Annotated in this window: 13 protein-coding genes; 6 read left to right on the forward strand and 7 right to left on the reverse strand. The window is 71.4% G+C overall.

Going from position 1 to position 19,515, the window contains the following annotated elements; all coding sequences use genetic code 11:
• Window positions 1–29 precede the first annotated feature (29 nt).
• From AC0NH5_RS01725 to AC0NH5_RS01735, 3 genes are all read left to right on the forward strand, one after another.
• Entirely contained in the window at window positions 30–965 is a 936-nt protein-coding gene (locus tag AC0NH5_RS01725; RefSeq protein WP_474399047.1) for a glutamate ABC transporter substrate-binding protein, read from the forward strand.
• A 69-nt stretch (window positions 966–1,034) separates the two neighbouring features.
• Window positions 1,035–1,691: an amino acid ABC transporter permease gene (locus tag AC0NH5_RS01730; RefSeq protein WP_474399048.1), complete on the forward strand. Its 657-nt coding sequence runs from the start codon at window positions 1,035–1,037 to the stop codon at window positions 1,689–1,691.
• A complete protein-coding gene (locus tag AC0NH5_RS01735) occupies window positions 1,688–2,545 on the forward strand; it encodes an amino acid ABC transporter permease (protein ID WP_474399049.1) in 858 nt (285 codons plus the stop codon). The genes AC0NH5_RS01730 and AC0NH5_RS01735 overlap by 4 nt, the downstream gene beginning before the upstream one ends.
• Before the next feature lie 4 nt (window positions 2,546–2,549).
• Here the strand turns inward: AC0NH5_RS01735 and rny are convergent, their stop codons facing one another.
• From rny to AC0NH5_RS01765, 6 genes are all read right to left on the reverse strand, one after another.
• A complete protein-coding gene (gene rny, locus AC0NH5_RS01740; protein WP_474399051.1) occupies window positions 2,550–4,274 on the reverse strand; it encodes a ribonuclease Y in 1,725 nt (574 codons plus the stop codon).
• 1,403 nt (window positions 4,275–5,677) lie between these two features.
• Window positions 5,678–6,478 (reverse strand): regulatory protein RecX, encoded by an 801-nt coding sequence (locus AC0NH5_RS01745; RefSeq protein WP_474399052.1) that lies wholly within the window; start codon window positions 6,476–6,478, stop codon window positions 5,678–5,680.
• A gap of 15 nt (window positions 6,479–6,493) precedes the next feature.
• A complete protein-coding gene (gene recA, locus AC0NH5_RS01750) occupies window positions 6,494–7,540 on the reverse strand; it encodes a recombinase RecA (RefSeq protein ID WP_474399054.1) in 1,047 nt (348 codons plus the stop codon).
• A 194-nt stretch (window positions 7,541–7,734) separates the two neighbouring features.
• Window positions 7,735–7,935, reverse strand: a complete 201-nt coding sequence (locus tag AC0NH5_RS01755; protein WP_474399057.1) for a DUF3046 domain-containing protein — start codon at window positions 7,933–7,935, stop codon at window positions 7,735–7,737.
• A 32-nt stretch (window positions 7,936–7,967) separates the two neighbouring features.
• Window positions 7,968–8,630, reverse strand: a complete 663-nt coding sequence (locus tag AC0NH5_RS01760) for a UdgX family uracil-DNA binding protein (RefSeq protein WP_474399059.1) — start codon at window positions 8,628–8,630, stop codon at window positions 7,968–7,970.
• Between the two features lie 226 nt (window positions 8,631–8,856).
• Window positions 8,857–10,203: an aminotransferase class I/II-fold pyridoxal phosphate-dependent enzyme gene (locus AC0NH5_RS01765; protein WP_474399060.1), complete on the reverse strand. Its 1,347-nt coding sequence runs from the start codon at window positions 10,201–10,203 to the stop codon at window positions 8,857–8,859.
• A gap of 156 nt (window positions 10,204–10,359) precedes the next feature.
• On the opposite strand from AC0NH5_RS01765, the gene AC0NH5_RS01770 reads away from it, so the two are divergent.
• On the forward strand, window positions 10,360–11,598 hold the full coding sequence (locus AC0NH5_RS01770; protein ID WP_474399062.1) for a bifunctional pyridoxamine 5'-phosphate oxidase family protein/GNAT family N-acetyltransferase: 1,239 nt from the start codon (window positions 10,360–10,362) through the stop codon (window positions 11,596–11,598).
• 34 nt (window positions 11,599–11,632) lie between these two features.
• Window positions 11,633–12,286: a leucine efflux protein LeuE gene (gene leuE / locus AC0NH5_RS01775; RefSeq protein WP_474399064.1), complete on the forward strand. Its 654-nt coding sequence runs from the start codon at window positions 11,633–11,635 to the stop codon at window positions 12,284–12,286.
• 54 nt (window positions 12,287–12,340) lie between these two features.
• On the opposite strand, the gene AC0NH5_RS01780 is transcribed toward leuE, so the two are convergent.
• Complete coding sequence (locus tag AC0NH5_RS01780; protein WP_474399066.1) at window positions 12,341–14,578, reverse strand: serine/threonine-protein kinase; 2,238 nt, start codon at window positions 14,576–14,578, stop codon at window positions 12,341–12,343.
• A gap of 207 nt (window positions 14,579–14,785) precedes the next feature.
• On the opposite strand from AC0NH5_RS01780, the gene AC0NH5_RS01785 reads away from it, so the two are divergent.
• Entirely contained in the window at window positions 14,786–19,378 is a 4,593-nt protein-coding gene (locus AC0NH5_RS01785) for an ATP-dependent helicase (RefSeq protein WP_474399068.1), read from the forward strand.
• Window positions 19,379–19,515: the final 137 nt, after the last annotated feature.

Below are 19,515 nucleotides of genomic sequence, written 5' to 3' on the forward strand. Positions count from 1 at the left end.
TTTCTGTCACTTACAAGAGGAGATTGAGCATGCGTATGAAGCGGGTAACCGCGATCGCCGCCACCGCGGCGTTCGCCTTCGCCCTGGCCGCCTGTGGCGAGGAGGGCGCGCCCACCCCCAGCGGCGACGGCGGCAGCGCCGCGGCCCCCGCCTCGGACACCTGCCAGCCGTCCGGTGCGACCTTCACCGCGGACACCGCGGCCGCGGTCACCGGCAGCCCGACCTTTGACAAGATCAAGTCGGCCGGCAAGGTCGTCGTCGGCGTGAAGTTCGACCAGCCGAACCTGGGCTACAAGGACACCTCCGGCACCCGGTGCGGCTTCGACGTCGAGATCGCGCAGTACCTCGCGTCCAAGGTCGGCGTCGACCCGGCGAAGATCGAGTACAAGGAGATCCCGTCCGCCAACCGGGAGACCGCGATCAAGGGTGGTGAGATCGACTACTACGTCGGCACCTACTCGATCACGGACAAGCGCAAGGCCGACGTCTCGTTCGCCGGGCCGTACTTCGTGGCCGGCCAGGACCTGCTGGTCCGCAAGGACGAGTCGGCGATCACCGGCAAGGACACGCTGAAGGGCAAGAAGGTCTGCTCGGCCACCGGCTCCACGCCGATCCAGCGGGTCCGTGACGAGGCTCTGACCGAGCCGGAGAACATCGTCGAGTTCAAGACCTACTCCGAGTGCGTCTCGCAGCTGCTCGACAGCAAGGTCGACGCGGTCACCACCGACGACGCCATCCTCAAGGGGTACGCGGCACAGAGCCCGGACGACATGAAGGTCGTCGGCGCGCCGTTCAGCGAGGAGAAGTACGGCATCGGCCTGCCGAAGGACGACAAGGCGTTCCGCGACTACATCAACGACGCGCTGGAGGCCTCGTTCACCGACGGCACCTGGCAGAAGATCTACGACGGCACGCTGGGCAAGTCCGGTTCGCCGGCCAGCCCGCCCACCCTCGAGCGCTACTGATTCACGCCGCGCCGGCCGGCGTCGGGTGGTTCGCCACCCGACGCCGGCCGGCGACTTGAAGGACGGGGCATGACGGATTTCTTCCGGGTACTGACCGACAACTGGAGCCTCTACCTCGAAGGCTTCGGCAACACGGTCAAGCTGTTTCTGATCGCGGCTGTGGGCAGCCTGCTGCTGGGCACCCTGCTCGGTGCGTTCCGGGTCTCACCGATCCCCGCGCTGCGGTGGTTCGGCGCCGCCTACGTCAACATCGTGCGCAACACGCCGCTGACGCTCGTGTTCGCGTTCCTGGTGTTCGCGGTGCCCAAGCTCCAGGTCAACCTGGAGTACTTCACCGCGGCCTTCACCGCGCTCACGGTCTACACCGCGGCGTTCGTCTGCGAGGTCATCCGGTCCGGCATCAACACGGTCTCCGCCGGACAGGCCGAGGCGGCCCGGGCCATCGGGATGACGTTCGACCAGGTGCTCGGCCAGGTGGTCCTGCCGCAGGCGCTGCGGGCCATGGTGCCGCCGCTGATGAGCGTCATGATCGCCATGCTGAAGAACACCACGATCGCTGCCGGCTTCTCGGTGCTGGAGGCGGGCGCGATCCCGGCGTACATGTCCGAGCGTGGTGAGCCGCAGATCGCCGTACTGCTCTGGATCGTCGTCGGCTTCCTGATTCTGATCGCGCCGCTGGTGGTGCTGCAGCGGTCCCTCGAACGCAAGATGGCGGTGGCGCGATGAGCGCGGTCCTGTACGACCTGCCCGGCCCGCGCGGACGGCGCCGCAACGCGATCATCGGCGCGGTCGCCACACTGGCGATCGTCGGCCTGATCGTCTTCGTGATCTACCGGTTCTGGAAGACCGGCCAGTTCGAGGCCCGCCGGTGGGACCAGTTCAAGTTCAAAGCCGTTCAGATGGAAATCGTGAACGGCGTCGTCGCCACGCTCAAGGCAGCCGGCATCGCGTCGGTGCTCGCGCTGCTGTTCGGCGCGGTCTTCGCGGCCGGGCGGCTCAGCGACCGCGCGTTGCTGCGGGTTCCGTCGACCTGGATGGTCGAGCTGTTCCGGGCCATCCCACTGCTCATCCTGATCTTCTTCGCCTACTACGCGCGACTGCAGTACGGCTGGTCGTTCGACATCATGTGGGCGCTGATCATCGGCCTGACGCTGTACAACGGGTCGGTGCTCGCAGAGATCTTCCGGGCCGGCATCAACGCGGTCGCCAAAGGGCAGTCCGAGGCGGCGTACGCGATCGGCATGCGCAAGAGCCAGGTGATGCGCCTGATCCTGCTGCCGCAGGCGTTCCGGACGATGCTGCCGGCAATCGTCAGCCAGCTCGTGGTGCTGCTCAAGGACACCGCGCTGGGCTTCATCATCACGTACCCCGAGTTGCTGACCGCCGGTAAGACGATCGGTGGGCGGCTGGCGTTCGGGTTGCCCTACGTGCCGGCGTACCTGGTGATCGGCGCGATCTACATCGCGATGTGCGGGGCGCTGTCGGTCTTCGCCTGGTGGCTGCAGCGGCGGCTGATGCGGATGCCGAAGGCCAAGGCGGCGGCGCCGGTGGCCCTCACGGACGCCACGCGCCAGATCTGACGCCTCACCGGGCCAGCTCCGTGACACGGGACTCGCGAACGACCGTGACGCGGATCTGGCCCGGGTAGGTCAGCTCCTCCTCGATCTGCTTGGCCACATCCCGGGCCAGCACCGCGGCGCCGATGTCGTCGATGTCGTCCGGGCGGACCATCACCCGGATCTCCCGGCCGGCCTGCATCGCGAAAACCTTCTCGACGCCGGACTTGCCGCCGGCGATCTCCTCGATCCGCTCCAGGCGCTTGACGTACGCCTCCAGGCTCTCCCGCCGGGCGCCCGGGCGGCCCCCGGAACAGGCGTCGGCCGCCTGCGTGAGAACAGCCTCGATGGTCTGCGGCGGCACCTCGTTGTGGTGGGCCTCGATCGCGTGGACGACGTCCTCGTGCTCGCCGTACTTGCGCGCCAGATCCGCGCCGATCAGCGCGTGACTGCCCTCCACCTCGTGGGTCAGCGCCTTGCCGATGTCGTGCAGGAACGCGGCCCGCTTCATCGTCGGCACGTCCAGGCCCAGTTCGGCGGCCATGATGCCGGCGATGTGCGCGGTCTCCACCAGATGCTTCAGCACGTTCTGGCCGTAACTGGTGCGGTACCGCAGCCGGCCCAGCAGCTTCACCAGCTCCGGGTGGATGTTCGTGAGCCCGACGTCGACCAGCGCCTCCTCGGCGGCCCGGTCGCACAGGCGCTCCACCTCGTTCTTGGCGCTGTCGAAGACCTCCTCGATGCGGTGCGGGTGGATCCGGCCGTCCAGCACCAGTTTCTCCAGCGTCAGGCGGCCGACCTCCCGGCGTACCGGATCGAAGCAGGAGAGCAGCACCGCCTCCGGGGTGTCGTCGATGATCAGGTTGACGCCGGTGGTCGACTCGAAGGCCCGGATGTTGCGGCCCTCCCGGCCGATGATCCGGCCCTTCATCTCATCGCTGGGCAGATGCAGGACGCTGACCACACTCTCCGCGGTCTGCTCACTGGCGATCCGCTGGATCGCGTCGACCACGATGTGCCGGGCCCGGGTGTCCGCGGTGCTCTTCGCCTCGGTCTCGATGTCCCGGATCAGGATGGCGGCCTCCCGCTTCGCCTGCCCCTCGATCGCCTCGATCAGCTCGGTACGGGCGGTGTCCGCGGTCAACCCGGCGATCCGCTCCAACTCCCGGCGGCGGGTCTCCTCCGCCTTGGTGAGCTCCGCCTCCCGCTTCGCCACGAGCGCCTCGCGGGAGGCCAGGTCGGTCTCCAGGGTGGCCAGCCGGCGCTCCCGCTCGACCAGGCGCTCCACCTCCTCGGCGTGCAGCCGCTCCCGCTCGTCGATCCGGGCGGCGCGGCGCTCCACCTCCGCGGCCTGCTCCTTCACCGTGGCGTTGAGCAGGGCGATCTCCCGCTCCCCGGACCGGCGGGCGGCGGCACGCACCTGCTCGGCGTCGGTCTCGGCCTGCCGGTGGGCGTGCTCCAGGATGGTGTCGGCCTCGCTGTGCGCGGTCTCCAGGACACGACGGGCCTCGGCCCGGGCGGCGTTCGCCTCCGCCTTCGCGGCGGCGGTCTCAGCGCGTACCGAAGCGGCTTTCGCATTGGCGTCGGCGACCTTGGCCTGGGCGTCCCCGACCGCCTGGTCCTGGCGCACCTGGGCGTCCTGCCGCACCGCCTGCAGATTGCGCACGGCTCGCACGCCGAAGAAGATCCCGGCTATCACCGACGCGGCGAGCACGATCGTCGCAACCACGAGCACCCAGGCCAGGGGGGTCATCTCGCCGCGTCTCCCTTCGCCGCCGGCGCGATGTGCACGCGCGCGGCCTCTCTGCGGGATGCCCGACCAAGGCAGATGACCGCAGGCGGCGGTGAACCCCGGGCTCACACGCTCCGCCTTCGACGTTCGGATCCCTTCCGGGCTCCGGGGCGATCTCCGAGATCCGTGGTGGCCGGCTTCTTCGCCGTGGCTTGCCGGCCGTGGTTACGTGAACCTCTGAGACCTGGTTACGTGAACCTGGCTGGTCGGTCGCGTCAACCTCGATCTTCGGCCTCGGCCTCGGCCACCTCGGTGTCGAGCTTCGGCTTCGGCCTTCGACTTCGGCTTTCGGCTTCGGCCTTGGGCTTCGGCTGCCTCGGCTTCGAGCTTTTGGTACGTCGGTCTGGGGCCACGAGAGCCGGTGGCTTCGTGGACCCGGGCCTCCGTGACCGCAGACTGATCGGCCGTTGCTCCTCGGAGCCGGTGCTGCCGGCTGTCAGATTCACCGATACGAAGGACTCTTCGCGGCTTGCCGTGGTCGCGGCCCCTGGCCTGGTGGCCGGGTCGCGGCCTTGATGCGGCCGGGTCGCGGCTGACCGATCGCCGGTCGAGTCACTCTTAGTGGCTTATCTGTCGAGGATGATCTGCCGTCTCCAGCCTGCGAGCCAGCCGATCGTTGCTCGGATCGGAGTGTGTGGAGTTGTGGGGTCAACCGCCGTTATGTCGCGCCACCTGCCGCGCGGTCAGCGGCCGATGGAGGCTTCACGAGGCCGGTTGGCGGCCAAGTGATGCCGTAATGTGATGCGATCTATGTTGTGCCTGTTGCATGCGATGGTCGAACAAACCTTGTGTAACGCGAGGCTAGGTCGCAAGCACCGGTTCGGTCAAGGACTCATGATTCGGCAGCGGATAGGACGTAGGGCACAGACATGCTTACGCCCAGCTCACGATCCCGCCGGGATATTTCCGACGTACCGTGCGATCACGCCTGGAGCAGACAGAGCCCGCACCCGGCCGAGAGTCTCGCCCTCCATTATCCCCGGACACGCCACCGGAAGCGCTGGGCAACACGGAGCGTGACAGTGGAGCGGGCCGGTTGTCGCGTTCGCGGGAACGCAACGGGGACCCACCCCGAACGGATGCAAGAGGAAAGATCCTCACATCGGGACTATATCGGTGAGACGGGTCAGGAACGTCACCAATGCCACGCCTCGCCGGATGCGGCCGGGAAAAGCCGGTCGAAGCCGAGGGTTGGGCACCGCGGCTCCGGTCGGCGTGGGGTCGCCCGATGACCGGCCCAGTCGTCGGGCCGGGCGCTCACCGGCCCAGTCGTCAGGCCGGGACTCACCTGACCCTCGGGCCGGGACTCACCTGGCCGTCGGGCCGGGACTCACCTGGCCGTCAGGCCGGGACTCACCTGGCCGTCAGGCCGGCGGATCGACGGCCTGGTCTGCCAGGGCGTCGGCGTCGATGGCGTCGGCGAACTCGGCTTCTTCGGCGTCGCGGTCGGCCATCGCGTCCTTGACGGCCCGGATGGCGACGCCGGCGGAATAGCCCTTGCGGGCGAGCATGGCCACGAGCCGGCGGAAGACCGCTTCGGGCGTGCCGTGGGCCGACCGCAGCTTGCGATCCACCAGGGCGCGCGCCGCGGCGGCCTCGGACTCGTCGTCGAGCACATCCAGCGCCTCACCCGCGGTCTCCGCGTCCACGCCGCGCTGGCGCAGCTCGTTGGCGAGCGCCCGGCGAGCCAGGCCGCGCCCATGATGCCGGCTGGAGACCCAGGCCCGGGCGAACGCCGCGTCGTCGATGATGCCGACCTCGTCGTAACGGTCGAGGACCTCGGCGATCACCTCTTCGGAGATCTCCTTGCGGGCCAGCACCTTGGCCAGCTCGGCACGGGTCCGCGGGCGGACGGCGAGCTGCCGGAGGCAGATCTCCCGCGCCCGCTCGGGCTCGCTCTGCGGCGGTTTCGCCGGCTTGCGCTCGGCCGATTCACCGAAGAGGTCGTCCGTGCCCGGTGGCGTGGTGCCGTCCGGCGAGCGCCGTGAGCCGGCTGCCCGCCGGCGTCGCCCCGCACCACCCTGGTAAGCCCCCGAGTCGCCGTCAGCGACCTCGAAGCCGTCAGCGGTCCCGGAGCCGCCAGCAGTCTCGGAGCCGCCAGCGCCGGCCCGGGGCGGGATGGCATCCCATCCTCGCCCGGACCTGGCGCCACGTCGTCCGGCCATCACGGATTACCGGGATCAGAAGTCGACCGGCGGGAGCTCGGGGCCGCCCGCGGCGTCCCCGGTGGTCTGCCCCACACCGAGCTTCTCCAGGATCTTCTTCTCGATCTCGGCGGCCACGTCGGGGTTCTCCTTGAGGAACTCCCGCGCCTTCTCCTTGCCCTGGCCCAGCTGGTCGCCGTCATACGTGTACCAAGCGCCGGACTTGCGGATGATGCTCTGCTCGACGCCGACATCGATGAGCGAACCCTCGCGGGAGATGCCCTTGCCGTACATGATGTCGAACTCGGCCTGCTTGAACGGCGCGGCCACCTTGTTCTTCACGACCTTGACCCGGGTCCGGTTGCCGACCACGTCGGTGCCGTCCTTCAGGCTCTCGATGCGGCGCACGTCGAGCCGCACGGACGCGTAGAACTTGAGCGCGCGGCCACCGGTCGTCGTCTCGGGCGAGCCGAACATGACACCGATCTTCTCGCGGAGCTGGTTGATGAAGATCGCCGTCGTCCCGGAGTTGCTCAGGATGCCGGTGATCTTCCGCAGGGCCTGGCTCATCAGCCGGGCCTGGAGACCCACGTGGCTGTCACCCATCTCGCCCTCGATCTCGGCGCGCGGGACCAGCGCGGCGACCGAGTCGATGACGATGATGTCGAGTGCGCCGGAGCGGATCAGCATGTCCGCGATCTCGAGCGCCTGCTCGCCGGTGTCCGGCTGGGAGATGAGCAGGGCATCCGTGTCGACGCCCAGGGCCCGCGCGTAATCCGGGTCGAGCGCGTGCTCGGCGTCGATGAACGCCGCGATGCCGCCGGCCTTCTGCGCGTTGGCCACCGCGTGCAGCGCGACCGTGGTCTTACCGCTCGACTCCGGCCCGTAGATCTCGATGACCCGGCCCCGCGGCAGACCGCCGACCCCGAGCGCCACGTCGAGGGCGATGGAGCTGGTCGGGATGACAGCGGTCTGCACGACCGGCCGCTCCCCGAGCCTCATCACCGAGCCCTTGCCGAACTGCTTGTCGATCTGTGCCAGCGCCAGCTCGAGCGCCTTTTCCCGGTCCGGTCCTGCTGCCATTGCCGCCACCCCTGTATTCGACTTCGCGTTCTTCGTCGAAGAGCTCTTGTTCATCACGGCCGACACGGTATGCGGTGGGTATGACAAAAATCTTCCACCCCACCGCCAGGCTGTGGATGCCAAGCCGCTATGGACAATAGCCGAACACCTGTACGACGATCGAACGACACGCCGAACGGGTGTACGAAAGCAGCTCAGCGTAGTCGAGCGGGCACTCGATCGGGGTAACTGGAGACCACAGCGCGCCAGATGGTAGCCGTTTCGATACCCTGCGCAATTGCCTGGTCTATGGTCCGTCCCCCGAGATCCGAAAAAGCATGATCCGCCGCCATGCTGCGGGCGTAGGCCCGCCCGAAACTCTGCTCGAGACGTCCCCAGAAATCTGTCAACCGCACCGTTCGAGCGTACCCAGATCTGGTCGGGCCACTCAGGACAGCGCCGTGGCGGCCACCTTGAGATCGTCGACCAGGCCCTGGTATGCCGCGTCACGGTCGTCCGCCCGCAGCACCGCCGACGGATGGATCGTGGCCAGTGCCTGGATCTCGGTCAGCGGGAAGTCCTCCGGATGCTGAGCCGACGCCGGCCAGGGCATCAGCTGCCCGCGCGACTTGGTCACCCGGAACGCGGGCCCCAGCAGCGCGCGCCCCGCGGTCGCCCCGAGGATGACCACCAGCTCGGGCTTCAGCAGCGAGAACTCCGAGACCAGCCAGGGCCGGCAGGCGGTGATGTGCGCCGGCCCGGGGTTCTGGTGGATGCGCCGCTTGCCGCGCAACTCGAACCGGAAGTGCTTGACCGCGTTGGTGATGTAGAGATCGGCGGGGTCGATGCCGGCAGCGTCGACGGCCTCGCGCAGCAGCCGGCCGGCCGGGCCTACGAAAGGCAGACCGCGCTGGTCCTCGACGTCGCCCGGCTGCTCGCCGACGAACACGACCTTCGCGTCCGGCGCCCCGCGGCCGAAGACGGTCTGGGTGGCGTCCTGGTAGAGCTCACAGCCCTGGCAGCCGGCCGCCGCGGACTTCAGCTCGTCGATGCTCTGAGAGCGCGGCGGAACCCAGCGCTCGGCGCCGACCGGCGCATCGGTGCGTGGCATTCCTCCGTTCTACCCGTACCGGCGGGCGGCATGCCGACCGGCCCGACCCGGTCGGGTGACGGCATCGATCGCGGGCCATCGGCCTCGGGGCCGGACGAGCCCGCCACCGAGCCGCCGGGCGCCGGGGCGCCGGGGCGCCGGGGCGCCGGGATCGGGGGCGCCGGGATCGGGGGCGCCGGGATCGGGGGCGCCGGGATCGGGGGCGCCGGGATCGGGGGCGCCGGGATCAGCGGATCGGCGAGATGGGGGCGGCGGCACCGACGGCGGCGGCGACGGCCCGGGCCAGGTCCGGGATGTCGGTGGGGTCGAGCGAGCTGACCGTGACCCGGATTCCCGGACCGGAGCGGAGCCGGAACGGTGCGCCGGGAGCGACCGCATAACCGGCGTCGCGCAGCGCAGCGACGGCACGTGTCTCGTCGGGCACCGGGACCCAGACATTGATGCCGCTGTCACCGAGCGCGGGAATCCCGGCGGCGCGCAGCGCGTCGCGGAGGCCGCGACGGCGTTCCGCGTATGCCCGGGCGGCGCCGGCCACCCGCGCCGTGACCGCGGGGTCCTGCCAGAGGTGCAGAAGGAGCCGCTGGAGTGTGGTGGAGACCCAGCCCATGCCGATCCGCATCCGCCCCACCACCCGGGCGATCGTCGTCTCGTCGCCGGCCAGCACCGCGATCCGCAGGTCCGGACCGAACGGTTTCGAGGCCGAGCGGACGAAGGCCCACGACCCGGTCACCGGCCCGACGCAGTGCGGCGCCTGCTCGGCCAGCTCGGCGGCGTGATCGTCCTCGATGACCACGACGTCGGAGCGACCGGTGAGCACCTCGCGGAGCCGGGCGGCGCGCTGCTCGCTCACCGCCGCGCCGGTCGGGTTCTGGGCGCGGACGGTGATGACCACGGCGCGGGCGCCGGCCTGCAGGGCGGTGTCGAGTGCCTCGGGGTCGGGACCCTCCGCGTCGACGGCGACCGGCACCGGGCGCAGGCCCAGAGCCGCGATCAGGTCGATCAGGTTGGCCCAGCAGGGATCCTCGACCGCGATCGTGTCGCCCGGGCGCAGGTGCGCGTTCAGCACCCGCTCGATCGAGTCGAGGGCGCCGGCGGTCACTGCGATCGCGGCGTCCTCGACCGGGATGCCCTCCGCCAGGAGCCGGGGACGGGCGGCGTCGATCAGCTCCGGCATGGTGACGGCAGACGCGTACCCCTGAGGTTGCCCGGACTTCGCGGCGACGGCCGAGAGTGCCGCACCCAGCGAGGGCAGCAGCAGGATGTCCGGCTCGCCGGCCGAGAGGTCGCGCAGGCCCTCCGGAACCGGCGGATGCAGCAGCGAGCGCGGGACGGCCACCGCGGGCCGCTCCCTGACCCGGGTGCCCCGGCGACCCTCGGTCTCGATCACCCCCCGTTGTCGCAGCTCCTGATAGGCCTTCGCGACCGTGGCGGGGCTCACATGCAGGGCGCTCGCGAGAACTCGCACCGAGGGCAGCGCCGCCCCGGACCGCCAGTCACCCCGCACGATGCCGGTCTCGATGCTGGCGGAAATCTCGGCGGCGGTCTCTCCATCGACCTGATACTGTGCTGGCACAGCAACGATTATGTACTAGTACAGTCATCACCGCAAGCAGATGGCACCGCAAGCAGATGGCACCGCAAGCAGATGGCACCGCAAGCAGATGGCACCGCAAGCAGATGGCACCGCAAGCAGTTCACCGTCCGAGAAGATCGCCAGTGGGAGGCTCCGATGACCGACCTCTATCCCCCGACCGAGCGGACCACAGCGACCCGCACCCGCAGTCGCATGCACTACGAGCGCGAGACCGCCCACGCCATCCTCGACGAGGCGTGGGACTGCGCGGTCGGATTCGTCGTCGACGGCGAGCCCAGGGTGCTGCCCAACCTGCACGTCCGCGTCGACGACACGCTCTATCTGCACGCGTCGACCGGCGGGCGGCTGGGCCTGCAGGCCCGGGGCGACGGCGTGCCGGTCTGCGTGACCGTCACTCGGCTGGACGGCTTGGTGTACGCGCGATCCCAGTTCAACCACAGCGCCAACTACCGCTCCGTGGTCGTGCTCGGCGTGGCCCGGCCGGTGACCGACGAGGCCGAGAAGCGACGGGTGCTGACCGCGCTGTCCGACAAGATCGGCGAAGGCCGGGCCGCCGACAGCCGGCCGCCCAACCGGCAGGAGCTGGCTCAGACGGCCGTGCTGGCGCTGCCGCTCGTCGAGGTCTCGGTCCGGGTCCGCGCCGGCGGGGTGGGTGACGACCCGGAGGACCTCGGTCTGCCGCACTGGGCAGGCGTGCTGCCGTTGCGTCAGGTGGCCGGGCCCCCGCAGACCGACCCGGGCGTGCGGGTGGCTCCGCCGCGCTATCTGCCCGGGCACCCGTCGCAGTGGCAGACGCCGGTGGTGCTCGAGGGGCGCCACGTGCGGCTGGAACCGCTGACGCCGGGACACGTCGAGGGCCTGTTCGAGGCGCTCGACGACGAGGAGGTCTGGCAGCACCTGCCGACGCCCCGTCCGCGCACCCCCGAGGAGCTCGCCGAGACCATCGAGGACGTGCTGCGTGGTCAGTGGCTCGGCCACCGGTCCGGGTGGGCGCAGGTGGACCCGGCCACCGGCACGGTGATCGGGATGACGACGTACCACGACATCGACACGAACTTCCGGTCCCTCGGGATCGGGCACACCATGGTCGGCCGCAAGTGGTGGCGGACCGGCGTCAACACCGAGGCCAAGCTGATGCTGCTGGAGCGGGCGTTCGACGTGCTCGGCGCGGAGCGCGTCTTCTGGTACACGGACGTTCGCAACGAGCGCTCCCAGCGGGCCATCGCGCGCCTGGGTGCCGGCCGGGACGGGGTCATCCGGCGTCAGCGGCCGCGGCCTGACGGCACCTGGCGTGACACCGTACTGTTCGCCATGACGGCGGAGGAGTGGCCGGCGGCCGCGCGGCGCCTGCGGGATCGGCTGGCGGCCGGATGAGCCCGCTCCGCACTCGATCCACGAGGGAGGACCAGTGCTGGGAATAACCGACTTCTGGGCGTACGTCCTCGGCGTGATCGCCATCATCCTGCTGCCGGGGCCCAACTCGATCTACGTGCTGTCGGTCGGGGCGCGGCGCGGTGTGCGGGCGGGTTACCAGGCGGTGTGCGGCGTGTTCATCGGCGACGCGGTGCTCATGATCCTGTCGGCGACCGGGGTGGCCTCGTTGCTGGGCGCCTATCCCCCGCTCTTCCTGATGCTGAAGTACGCGGGAGCGGCCTACCTCGGGTGGGTGGGTGTCAACATCATCCGCAACAGCTGGAAACGCTGGCGCAACCGGGCGGAAGCGGCCGCGGCGGTCGACGCCGCGGAGCTCGCCGAGCTGCAGAACCCGTTCCGGCGGGCCGCTGTGATCAGCCTGCTCAACCCCAAGGCGATCCTGTTCTTCGTGTCGTTCTTCATCCAGTTCGTGGAGCCCGGCTATCCGTACCCGGCGTTGTCGTTCCTGGTGCTCGGCGCGGTGGTGCAGTTCTTCAGCCTGCTCTACCTGTCCGCGCTGATCTTCGGCGGGCGGTTCCTGGCCGGCCAGTTCCGGGAGCGTCGGCGGCTGGCGGCGGGCGCCACGGCGGGGGTGGGTGCGCTGTTCGTCGGCTTCGGCATCAAGCTGGCCACGGCGAGCGCCGGCTAGACAGCGGGCAGCGGGGTTTGGGCAGCGGGCAGCAGGTCGATCACGGTCGGCGGGTCAGCCGCGATCGGCGTCGGCGGTTGCGCGGCGGCTGGCGTAAAAGGTGCTGCGGACCATCTGGATCTTGCTGAGGTCGTCGTTCCAGGTGTTGTCGGGGGTGGCCCAGCCCAGGACGTAAGCCTTGCCGTTGACGGTGAACCAGCGGATGCCGGCGCGTCGCGGGCTGCCGTCCTCGCCCTGATAGCGGTAATCCCAGTCGGCCGCCTTGTGGAGCAGCGGCACGGCCGTGATACCGATCAGCGTGTAACCGGTAGGTCCGCCCTCCCGCTGGAGACGGAGGTTCTCGGCCTGGCAGGCACGCAACGGATCCAGATCAGGGTCGCGGCCCACATCCAGGGTCAGGACCACGGGCCTCCGGGGGTCGCGGAAGCAGTATGTCCTGCCGATCCGCTGGTACGTCCAACCGTCCGGCACCGCGATGTGGAAACCGGAGCCGTCGTTGAAGTACGACCAGCCGGCGTGCAGGTTCCAGCCGTTGACACCGCGGGCGGCATTCCTCCTCGGGGTGGTCCTGGCGTCTGCCGGTGGCGGGTCGTCGCAGGCCGCCGGGGAGGTCCCGACCGAGTTCCTGACGATGGTCGTCGGCAGTGCGCCCCGGGCCGGGGACCGCTCGGGTGCCGGTTCCGAGCGGGGAGCCGCAGAGGCCGGCCGGCCGGGGACGCCCACGGAGGACGGCTGGGTGGAAGCGCCGGCGGACGGCGGCTGGGTGGGAGCGCCGCCGGGAGGCGGCTGGGCGGGAGCGCCGCCGGGAAGCAATGGGCCCGGTGTGGAGTGGGAGGCGACGGCTGCGGGTGGGAGCACGACATGGGGACGGGGTCCGCTGTTCTGGGCCAGGTATCCCGCTGCCACGCTTCCGCCGACCAGGATCAGCAGCAGGCCGGCGACGGCGGCGCGGCGAGCTCGGGTACGGGTACGGGTGCGGGCCTGAGCCGCGCCTGGTCCGCGTGGTGGGCGGTCCTTGGCGGGGCTCAGGACCTGGCCGGTCAGGACGATTCGGTGCGGGGACACCACGGGCACGAGCGCTTGCCCGGCTTGGTGCAGAGGTGTCGTCACTTCCTCGTCGGGGCCCGGTGCCGGCCCGGGATTCGGCAATGCGGCCGGGGCTTCCAACGGGTCGGTGTCCGGCTCCGCCTCGACGGCGGGGTATTCGAAGATCGCGTCGTCCGTCGGCTTGGACGGCTCCTCCGAGACCTCCGGAGCCGCGCCGGCGGTGGACCCGCTCGGTTCCTGCGGGGTGACGTGCTCCTGGCCATCCGGCGTGATGTGCTCCCGGTCTTCCGGGGCGGGGTGCTCCCGGTCTTCCGGGGCGGGGTGCTCCCAGGGCGCGTCCGTCGCCGGCGTGCGCGGCTCCGTGCGCGGCTCTTCGGGGCGGTGCCGCGCGGTGCGCTGGCCGGGGACCAGCGGGATCTCCCGGTGGTCCACGCTGATGATCAGGCGCAACCGGTGCTCGGCCTCGGCCGCGGTCAGGCGGTCGGCGGGGCGGTGGCGCAGGAGTCCTTCGAGAACCGGGCCCAGCGGCCCGGCGCGGACCGGTGGATCCGGCGGATCGGTGGCCAGGGCGGCGAGGGTGGCCATGGCGGAGTCGCGGGCGTACGGCGAGCGGCCCTCGACGGCGGCGTAGACGGTCGCGCCCAGGGACCAGAGGTCCGATTCGACAGTGGAGGCGCCGTCGCGGGCGCGTTCCGGTGAGACGTACTGCGGGGAGCCGACGATCAGGCCGGGTGCGGTGATCGTGCCGTCGTCGAGGAAGGTGGCCAGGCCGAAGTCGGTGAGGACGACCCGGCCGTCGGTGCCGATCAGCACGTTGTGCGGCTTCACGTCCCGGTGCAGGACCGCGGCGCGGTGGGCGGCATCCAGCGCGTCGAGCACGGCGAGCCCGATCCGGGCGGCGCCGGCCGGATCGTAGGGGCCTTCTTCCTGAAGGACCTGGTGCAGCGAGCGGGACGGGATGTACTCCATCACGATCCAGGACTGGCCGTCGTGCCGGACGACGTCGTAGATCCGGACCACGTTCGGATGGTTCAGCCGGGCTGCGCTGCGGGCTTCACGCAGGGTGCGGTCGCGGAGCCGATCCTTCTCCGCGTCGGTCATCCAGTCGGGCGGGACGATCTCCTTGATCGCGACGTCGCGATCGAGCATCTGGTCGCGGGCCAGCCAGACCCGTCCCATCCCCCCGGCGCCGACCGGCTCCAGGAGACGGTACCGATCGGCGACGAGCATCTGCCTGACCGCCATCGGCACCGCCCATCATGTCGGTATCAGGATAATCAGCGCAGACCGCCCACGGAACGACGATCACCCGGTCGCCGCGTGCAGTCGGGACGGACACGAGGAACGCTTCGATCGGTCGTACGCCCGCAGGCACCTGGATCGACCCGGCAACCGGCGGAAGTGGGGCAGCCGGCCCGCGCCGCCGGTTTTTTGTCAGACCCCCGGGGCAGGATGAACGGCATGCGAGAGGTGCTCGAGAAGTTCGGCCCCGCCACCCGGGAGTGGTTCACGGCTGCCTTCGCCGCGCCCACCGCTGCCCAGGCCGGCGCGTGGCAGGCGATCGGCGCCGGGCGCCATGCGCTCGTCGTCGCGCCGACCGGTTCCGGCAAGACGCTGGCCGCGTTCCTCTGGTCGCTCGACAAGCTGGCCCGGGAGCCGGTGCCCGAGCAGGTCCGGCAGCGATGCCGGGTGCTCTACGTCAGCCCGCTGAAAGCGCTGGCGGTGGATGTCGAGCGCAACCTGCGGGCGCCACTGACCGGCATCCGGCAGGCGGCCGGCCGGCTCGGGCTGCCGCCGCCGGAGATCACCGTCGGCATGCGGACCGGGGATACCCCGGCGGACGAGCGGCGCAACTTCGCCCGCACCCCGCCGGACATTCTGATCACCACGCCGGAGTCGCTGTTCCTGCTGCTCACTTCCGCGGCAAGGGATTCGCTGCGCGGCGTCGAGACAGTGATCATCGATGAGGTGCACGCGGTCGCTGCCACCAAGCGCGGCGCGCATCTGGCGCTGTCGCTGGAGCGGCTGGACGCGCTGCTGGAGCGGCCGGCGCAGCGGGTCGGGCTGTCCGCGACGGTCCGGCCGATCGACGAGACGGCGCGGTTCCTCGGCGGCGCGCAGCCGGTCGAGATCGTGCAGCCGAAGAGCGCCAAGACGATCGAGGTCGCCGTCGAGGTCCCGGTGGAGGACATGACCCGGCTCGACGAGGCGCCCGAGCCGGACGGCGACGACCCGGGCGGCGGGCGGCACACACCGTCGATCTGGCCGGCCGTCGAGGAGCGGGTTCTCGACCTCATCGAGGCGCACCGGTCGACGATCGTCTTCACCAACTCGCGGCGCAGCTCCGAGCGGCTCTGCGCCCGGCTGAACGAGCTGGCCGTCGAGCGGACCGAACAGCAGTCCGAGCAGCAGGCCGGGCAGCCGGCCGGGCAGCCGGCCGGGCTCGTGCCGGCGTCCGTGCGGATGCCCGCCGAGGTCATGGCACAGGCCGGCGGGACGCGCGGGGCCCCGCCGCTCGTCGCCCGGGCTCATCACGGCAGCGTCTCCCGCGAGGAGCGCAAGCAGATCGAGGAGGCGCTCAAGTCCGGCCTGCTCCCGGCCGTTGTCGCGACCTCCAGCCTGGAGCTCGGCATCGACATGGGCGCGGTCGACCTGGTGGTGCAGATCGAGGCGCCGCCGTCGGTGGCGGCCGGCCTGCAGCGCATCGGCCGGGCCGGGCACCAGGTGGGTGCCGTCTCGCGCGGCGTGGTCTTCCCGAAGCACCGTGGTGACCTGCTTTCCTGCGCCGTCGTGGCGGAGCGGATGGGCGAGGGCGCCATCGAGGAGCTGCACTACCCGCGCAACCCGCTCGATGTGCTGGCCCAGCAGATCGTCGCGATGGTGGCGCTGGACGCGTGGCAGGTCGACGAGCTCGCCGCGCTGGTGCGGCGGGCCGCGCCGTTCGGCGAGCTGCCCGACTCGGCGCTGCACGCGGTGCTGGACATGCTGTCCGGGCGTTACCCCTCGACCGCCTTCGCGGAGCTGCGGCCCCGGCTGGTCTGGGACCGCGGGACCGACCAGCTGACCGGCCGGCCGGGCGCCCAGCGCCTGGCGGTGACCAGCGGCGGGACCATTCCGGACCGCGGGACCTTCGGGGTCTTCCTGGCCGGTTCGGAACGGGCTTCGCGGGTGGGCGAGCTCGACGAGGAGATGGTGTACGAGTCTCGCGTCGGCGACGTCTTCCTGCTCGGCTCCACGTCCTGGCGCATCGAGGACATCACCCCGGACCGGGTGCTGGTCTCCCCCGCCCCGGGGGCGCCGGCCCGGATGCCGTTCTGGAAAGGCGACTCCCCCGGCCGGCCGATCGAGCTGGGGCGGGCCATCGGCGCCCGGCTGCGCGCGCTCACCCGGGCCGGCGACGAGAAGGCCACCGCCGCCCTGCGCGAGTCCGGCCTGGACGAGTGGGCGGCCGGCAACCTGGTGTCCTATCTGCGGGAGCAGCGCGAGGCCACCCGGCACCTGCCGGACGACCGGACCGTGGTGGTGGAACGCTTCCGCGACGAGCTGGGCGACTGGCGGATGACCGTGCACTGCGTGCTGGGCGCCAAGGTCAACGCGCCGTGGGCGCTGGCGATCGCCCGGCGGCTCTCCGAGCGGTTCGGGGTGGACGGTCAGGTGATGCCCTCCGACGACGGCATAGTGATCCGGCTGCCGGACACCGCGGAGGAGCCGCCCGGGACCGAGCTCGTCACGTTCGACCCGGAGGAGATCGTCCAGCTGGTGGAGGAGTCGGTCGGCACGTCCGCGCTGTTCGCCGCCCGGTTCCGGGAGTGCGCCGCGCGGTCGCTGCTGCTGCCCCGGCGCGACCCCCGCCGCCGGCAACCGCTCTGGCAACAGCGCCAGCGGTCGGCGCAGCTGCTCGACGTGGCCCGCGAGTTCGCCGACTTCCCGGTGACGCTCGAGGCTGCCCGGGAGTGCCTGCAGGACGTCTTCGACGTTCCGGGCCTGGTCGGCCTGATGCGGGAGATCTCCGGACGCAAGGTCCGGCTGATCGAGACCGAGACCCCGCGGCCGTCGCCGTTCGCGCGGTCGCTGCTCTTCGGCTACGTCGGCGCTTTCCTCTACGAGGGGGACGCCCCGCTCGCGGAACGGCGGGCGGCGGCCCTCGCCCTGGACTCCACCCTGCTGGGTGAGCTGCTGGGCCGGGTCGACCTGCGCGAGCTGCTCGACCCGCAGGTGGTGGCGGAGACCGAGGCGCAACTGCAGTGGCGCACCGAACAGCGCACGCCACGTGACGCCGAGGACACCGCCGAGCTGCTCAGACTCCTGGGTGACCTGTCGACGGCCGAGCTGGCGGAACGGGGTGCGCCCGAGGAGTGGGCGCTCACCCTCGCGGCGGCCCGGCGGGTGGTGCAGATCCGGGTGGCCGGCGAGGAACGCTGGATCGGCATCGAGGACGCGGGGCGCTATCGGGACGCGCTCGGGGTGGCGCTGCCGGTCGGGATTCCGGAGGCCTACCTGGAGCCGGTCGCCGATCCGCTCGGAGACCTGGTGGCGCGATATGCGCGGACGCACGGGCCGTTCGCCGCGGCGACCTGCGCGGCCCGGTTCGGGCTGGGCGTGTTCGTCGTCGAGCAGGCGCTGAAACGGCTGAGCGCGACCGGCCGGGTCACCTCGGGCGAGTTCTCGCCGGGCGGCGCCGGCACCGAGTGGTGCGACGCCGAGGTGCTGCGCATGCTCCGGCGGCGGTCGCTGGCGGCGCTGCGGCGCGAGATCGAGCCGGTGCCGCCGGCGGTGCTGGCCGCGTTCCTGCCCCGCTGGCAGCAGGTGGGTGGCAACGCGCGTGGGGTCGACGCCGTGGCGGCCGTGATCGAGCAGGTGCAGGGGGTCGCGGTGCCGGCCTCCGCCTGGGAACGGCTGGTCCTGCCCGCCCGGGTGGCCGATTACGCCGCGCCGCTGCTCGACGAGTTGTGCGGCAGCGGCGAGGTGCTGTGGGCAGGGTCCGGCTCGATCGCCGGCGGAGACGGATGGGTGACCCTGGCGTACGCGGACAGCGCTGCCCTGCTGCTGCCGCTGCCCGACGACGAGTTCGCGGCGACACCGCTGCACCAGACCGTCCTGGACGCCCTCGGGGACGGGCAGGCGCTGTTCTTCCGGTCGCTCTCCGACCGGGTCGGCTCGACCGACGACACCGACCTGGCGGCCGCCGTGTGGGACCTGGTCTGGGCCGGCCACCTGACCAACGACACGTTCGCGCCGCTGCGGGCGATGCTGGGCGGCAGCGGGGCGCACAAGGCGAAAGCGGCGCCGGCTCGCGCGCGGTACAGGCGCCCGGGGCGGCCGCAGATGCCGTCGCGGACCGGGCCGCTGAACATGGCCGGGCGGTGGTCCCGACTGCCGGAGCGGGACCTGGACCCGACCCGGCGCGCGGCGGCGGTCGCGGACGTGCTGCTGGAGCGGCACGGGGTGGTGACCCGGGGCGCGGCCGTGGCGGAAGGGGTGACCGGCGGGTTCGCGGCGGTCTACCCGGTGCTGGCGGCGCTCGAGGAACGCGGCGCGGCCCGGCGGGGCTACTTCGTCGAAGGGCTCGGGGCGGCACAGTTCGCGGTGCCCGGTGCGGTGGACCGGCTGCGGGCGCTGGCCGAGCCGGCCGAGCTGGAGAAACGGGCCGGGACGGCGGTGGTGCTGGCGGCCACCGATCCGGCGAACCCCTATGGGGCGGCGCTGCCGTGGCCGGACCGGATCGTGGACAGCGGTGACGGGGAGCCGGTCGCCAAGGCGGGGCACCGGGCCGGGCGCAAGGCCGGCGCGCTGGTCGTGCTGGTCGGTGGTGAGGTGGTGCTCTATGTGGAGCGCGGCGGGCGGACGTTGCTGTCGTTCACGGACGAGGCGGAGTCGCTGACGAAAGCGGCCCACGGGCTTGCGGGGGCGGTGCGGTCAGGGGCGCTGGGGGCGATGTCGGTGGAGCGGGCCGATGGTGAGTCGGTGCATGCTTCGGCGTTGCGGGACGCGTTGACGGCGGCGGGCTTCCGGACGACACCTCGGGGGTTGCGGCTGCGGGCGTGAAGGAGGCGCGGGCGACGATGCCGGCCGCTCGAAAGCGGCCGGCATCGTGAATCGGTGGTGCTGTGGGTCGGTGGTGCTGTGGGTCGGTGGTGCTGTGGATCGGTGGTGCTGTGGATCGGTGGTGCTGTGGGGGCGAG

Source organism: Actinoplanes sp. 13 (assembly GCF_056134165.1).

Coding starts and splice junctions, on each gene's coding strand:
- AC0NH5_RS01760 (WP_474399059.1), bottom strand. CDS start 8,630: ATGCCACGCACCGATGCGCCGGTCGGCGCCGAGCGCTGGGTTCCGCCG.
- AC0NH5_RS01745 (WP_474399052.1), bottom strand. CDS start 6,478: ATGGCCGGACGACGTGGCGCCAGGTCCGGGCGAGGATGGGATGCCATC.
- AC0NH5_RS01735 (WP_474399049.1), top strand. CDS start 1,688: ATGAGCGCGGTCCTGTACGACCTGCCCGGCCCGCGCGGACGGCGCCGC.
- recA (WP_474399054.1), bottom strand. CDS start 7,540: ATGGCAGCAGGACCGGACCGGGAAAAGGCGCTCGAGCTGGCGCTGGCA.
- AC0NH5_RS01730 (WP_474399048.1), top strand. CDS start 1,035: ATGACGGATTTCTTCCGGGTACTGACCGACAACTGGAGCCTCTACCTC.
- AC0NH5_RS01770 (WP_474399062.1), top strand. CDS start 10,360: ATGACCGACCTCTATCCCCCGACCGAGCGGACCACAGCGACCCGCACC.
- rny (WP_474399051.1), bottom strand. CDS start 4,274: ATGACCCCCCTGGCCTGGGTGCTCGTGGTTGCGACGATCGTGCTCGCC.
- AC0NH5_RS01785 (WP_474399068.1), top strand. CDS start 14,786: ATGAACGGCATGCGAGAGGTGCTCGAGAAGTTCGGCCCCGCCACCCGG.
- AC0NH5_RS01725 (WP_474399047.1), top strand. CDS start 30: ATGCGTATGAAGCGGGTAACCGCGATCGCCGCCACCGCGGCGTTCGCC.
- AC0NH5_RS01780 (WP_474399066.1), bottom strand. CDS start 14,578: ATGGCGGTCAGGCAGATGCTCGTCGCCGATCGGTACCGTCTCCTGGAG.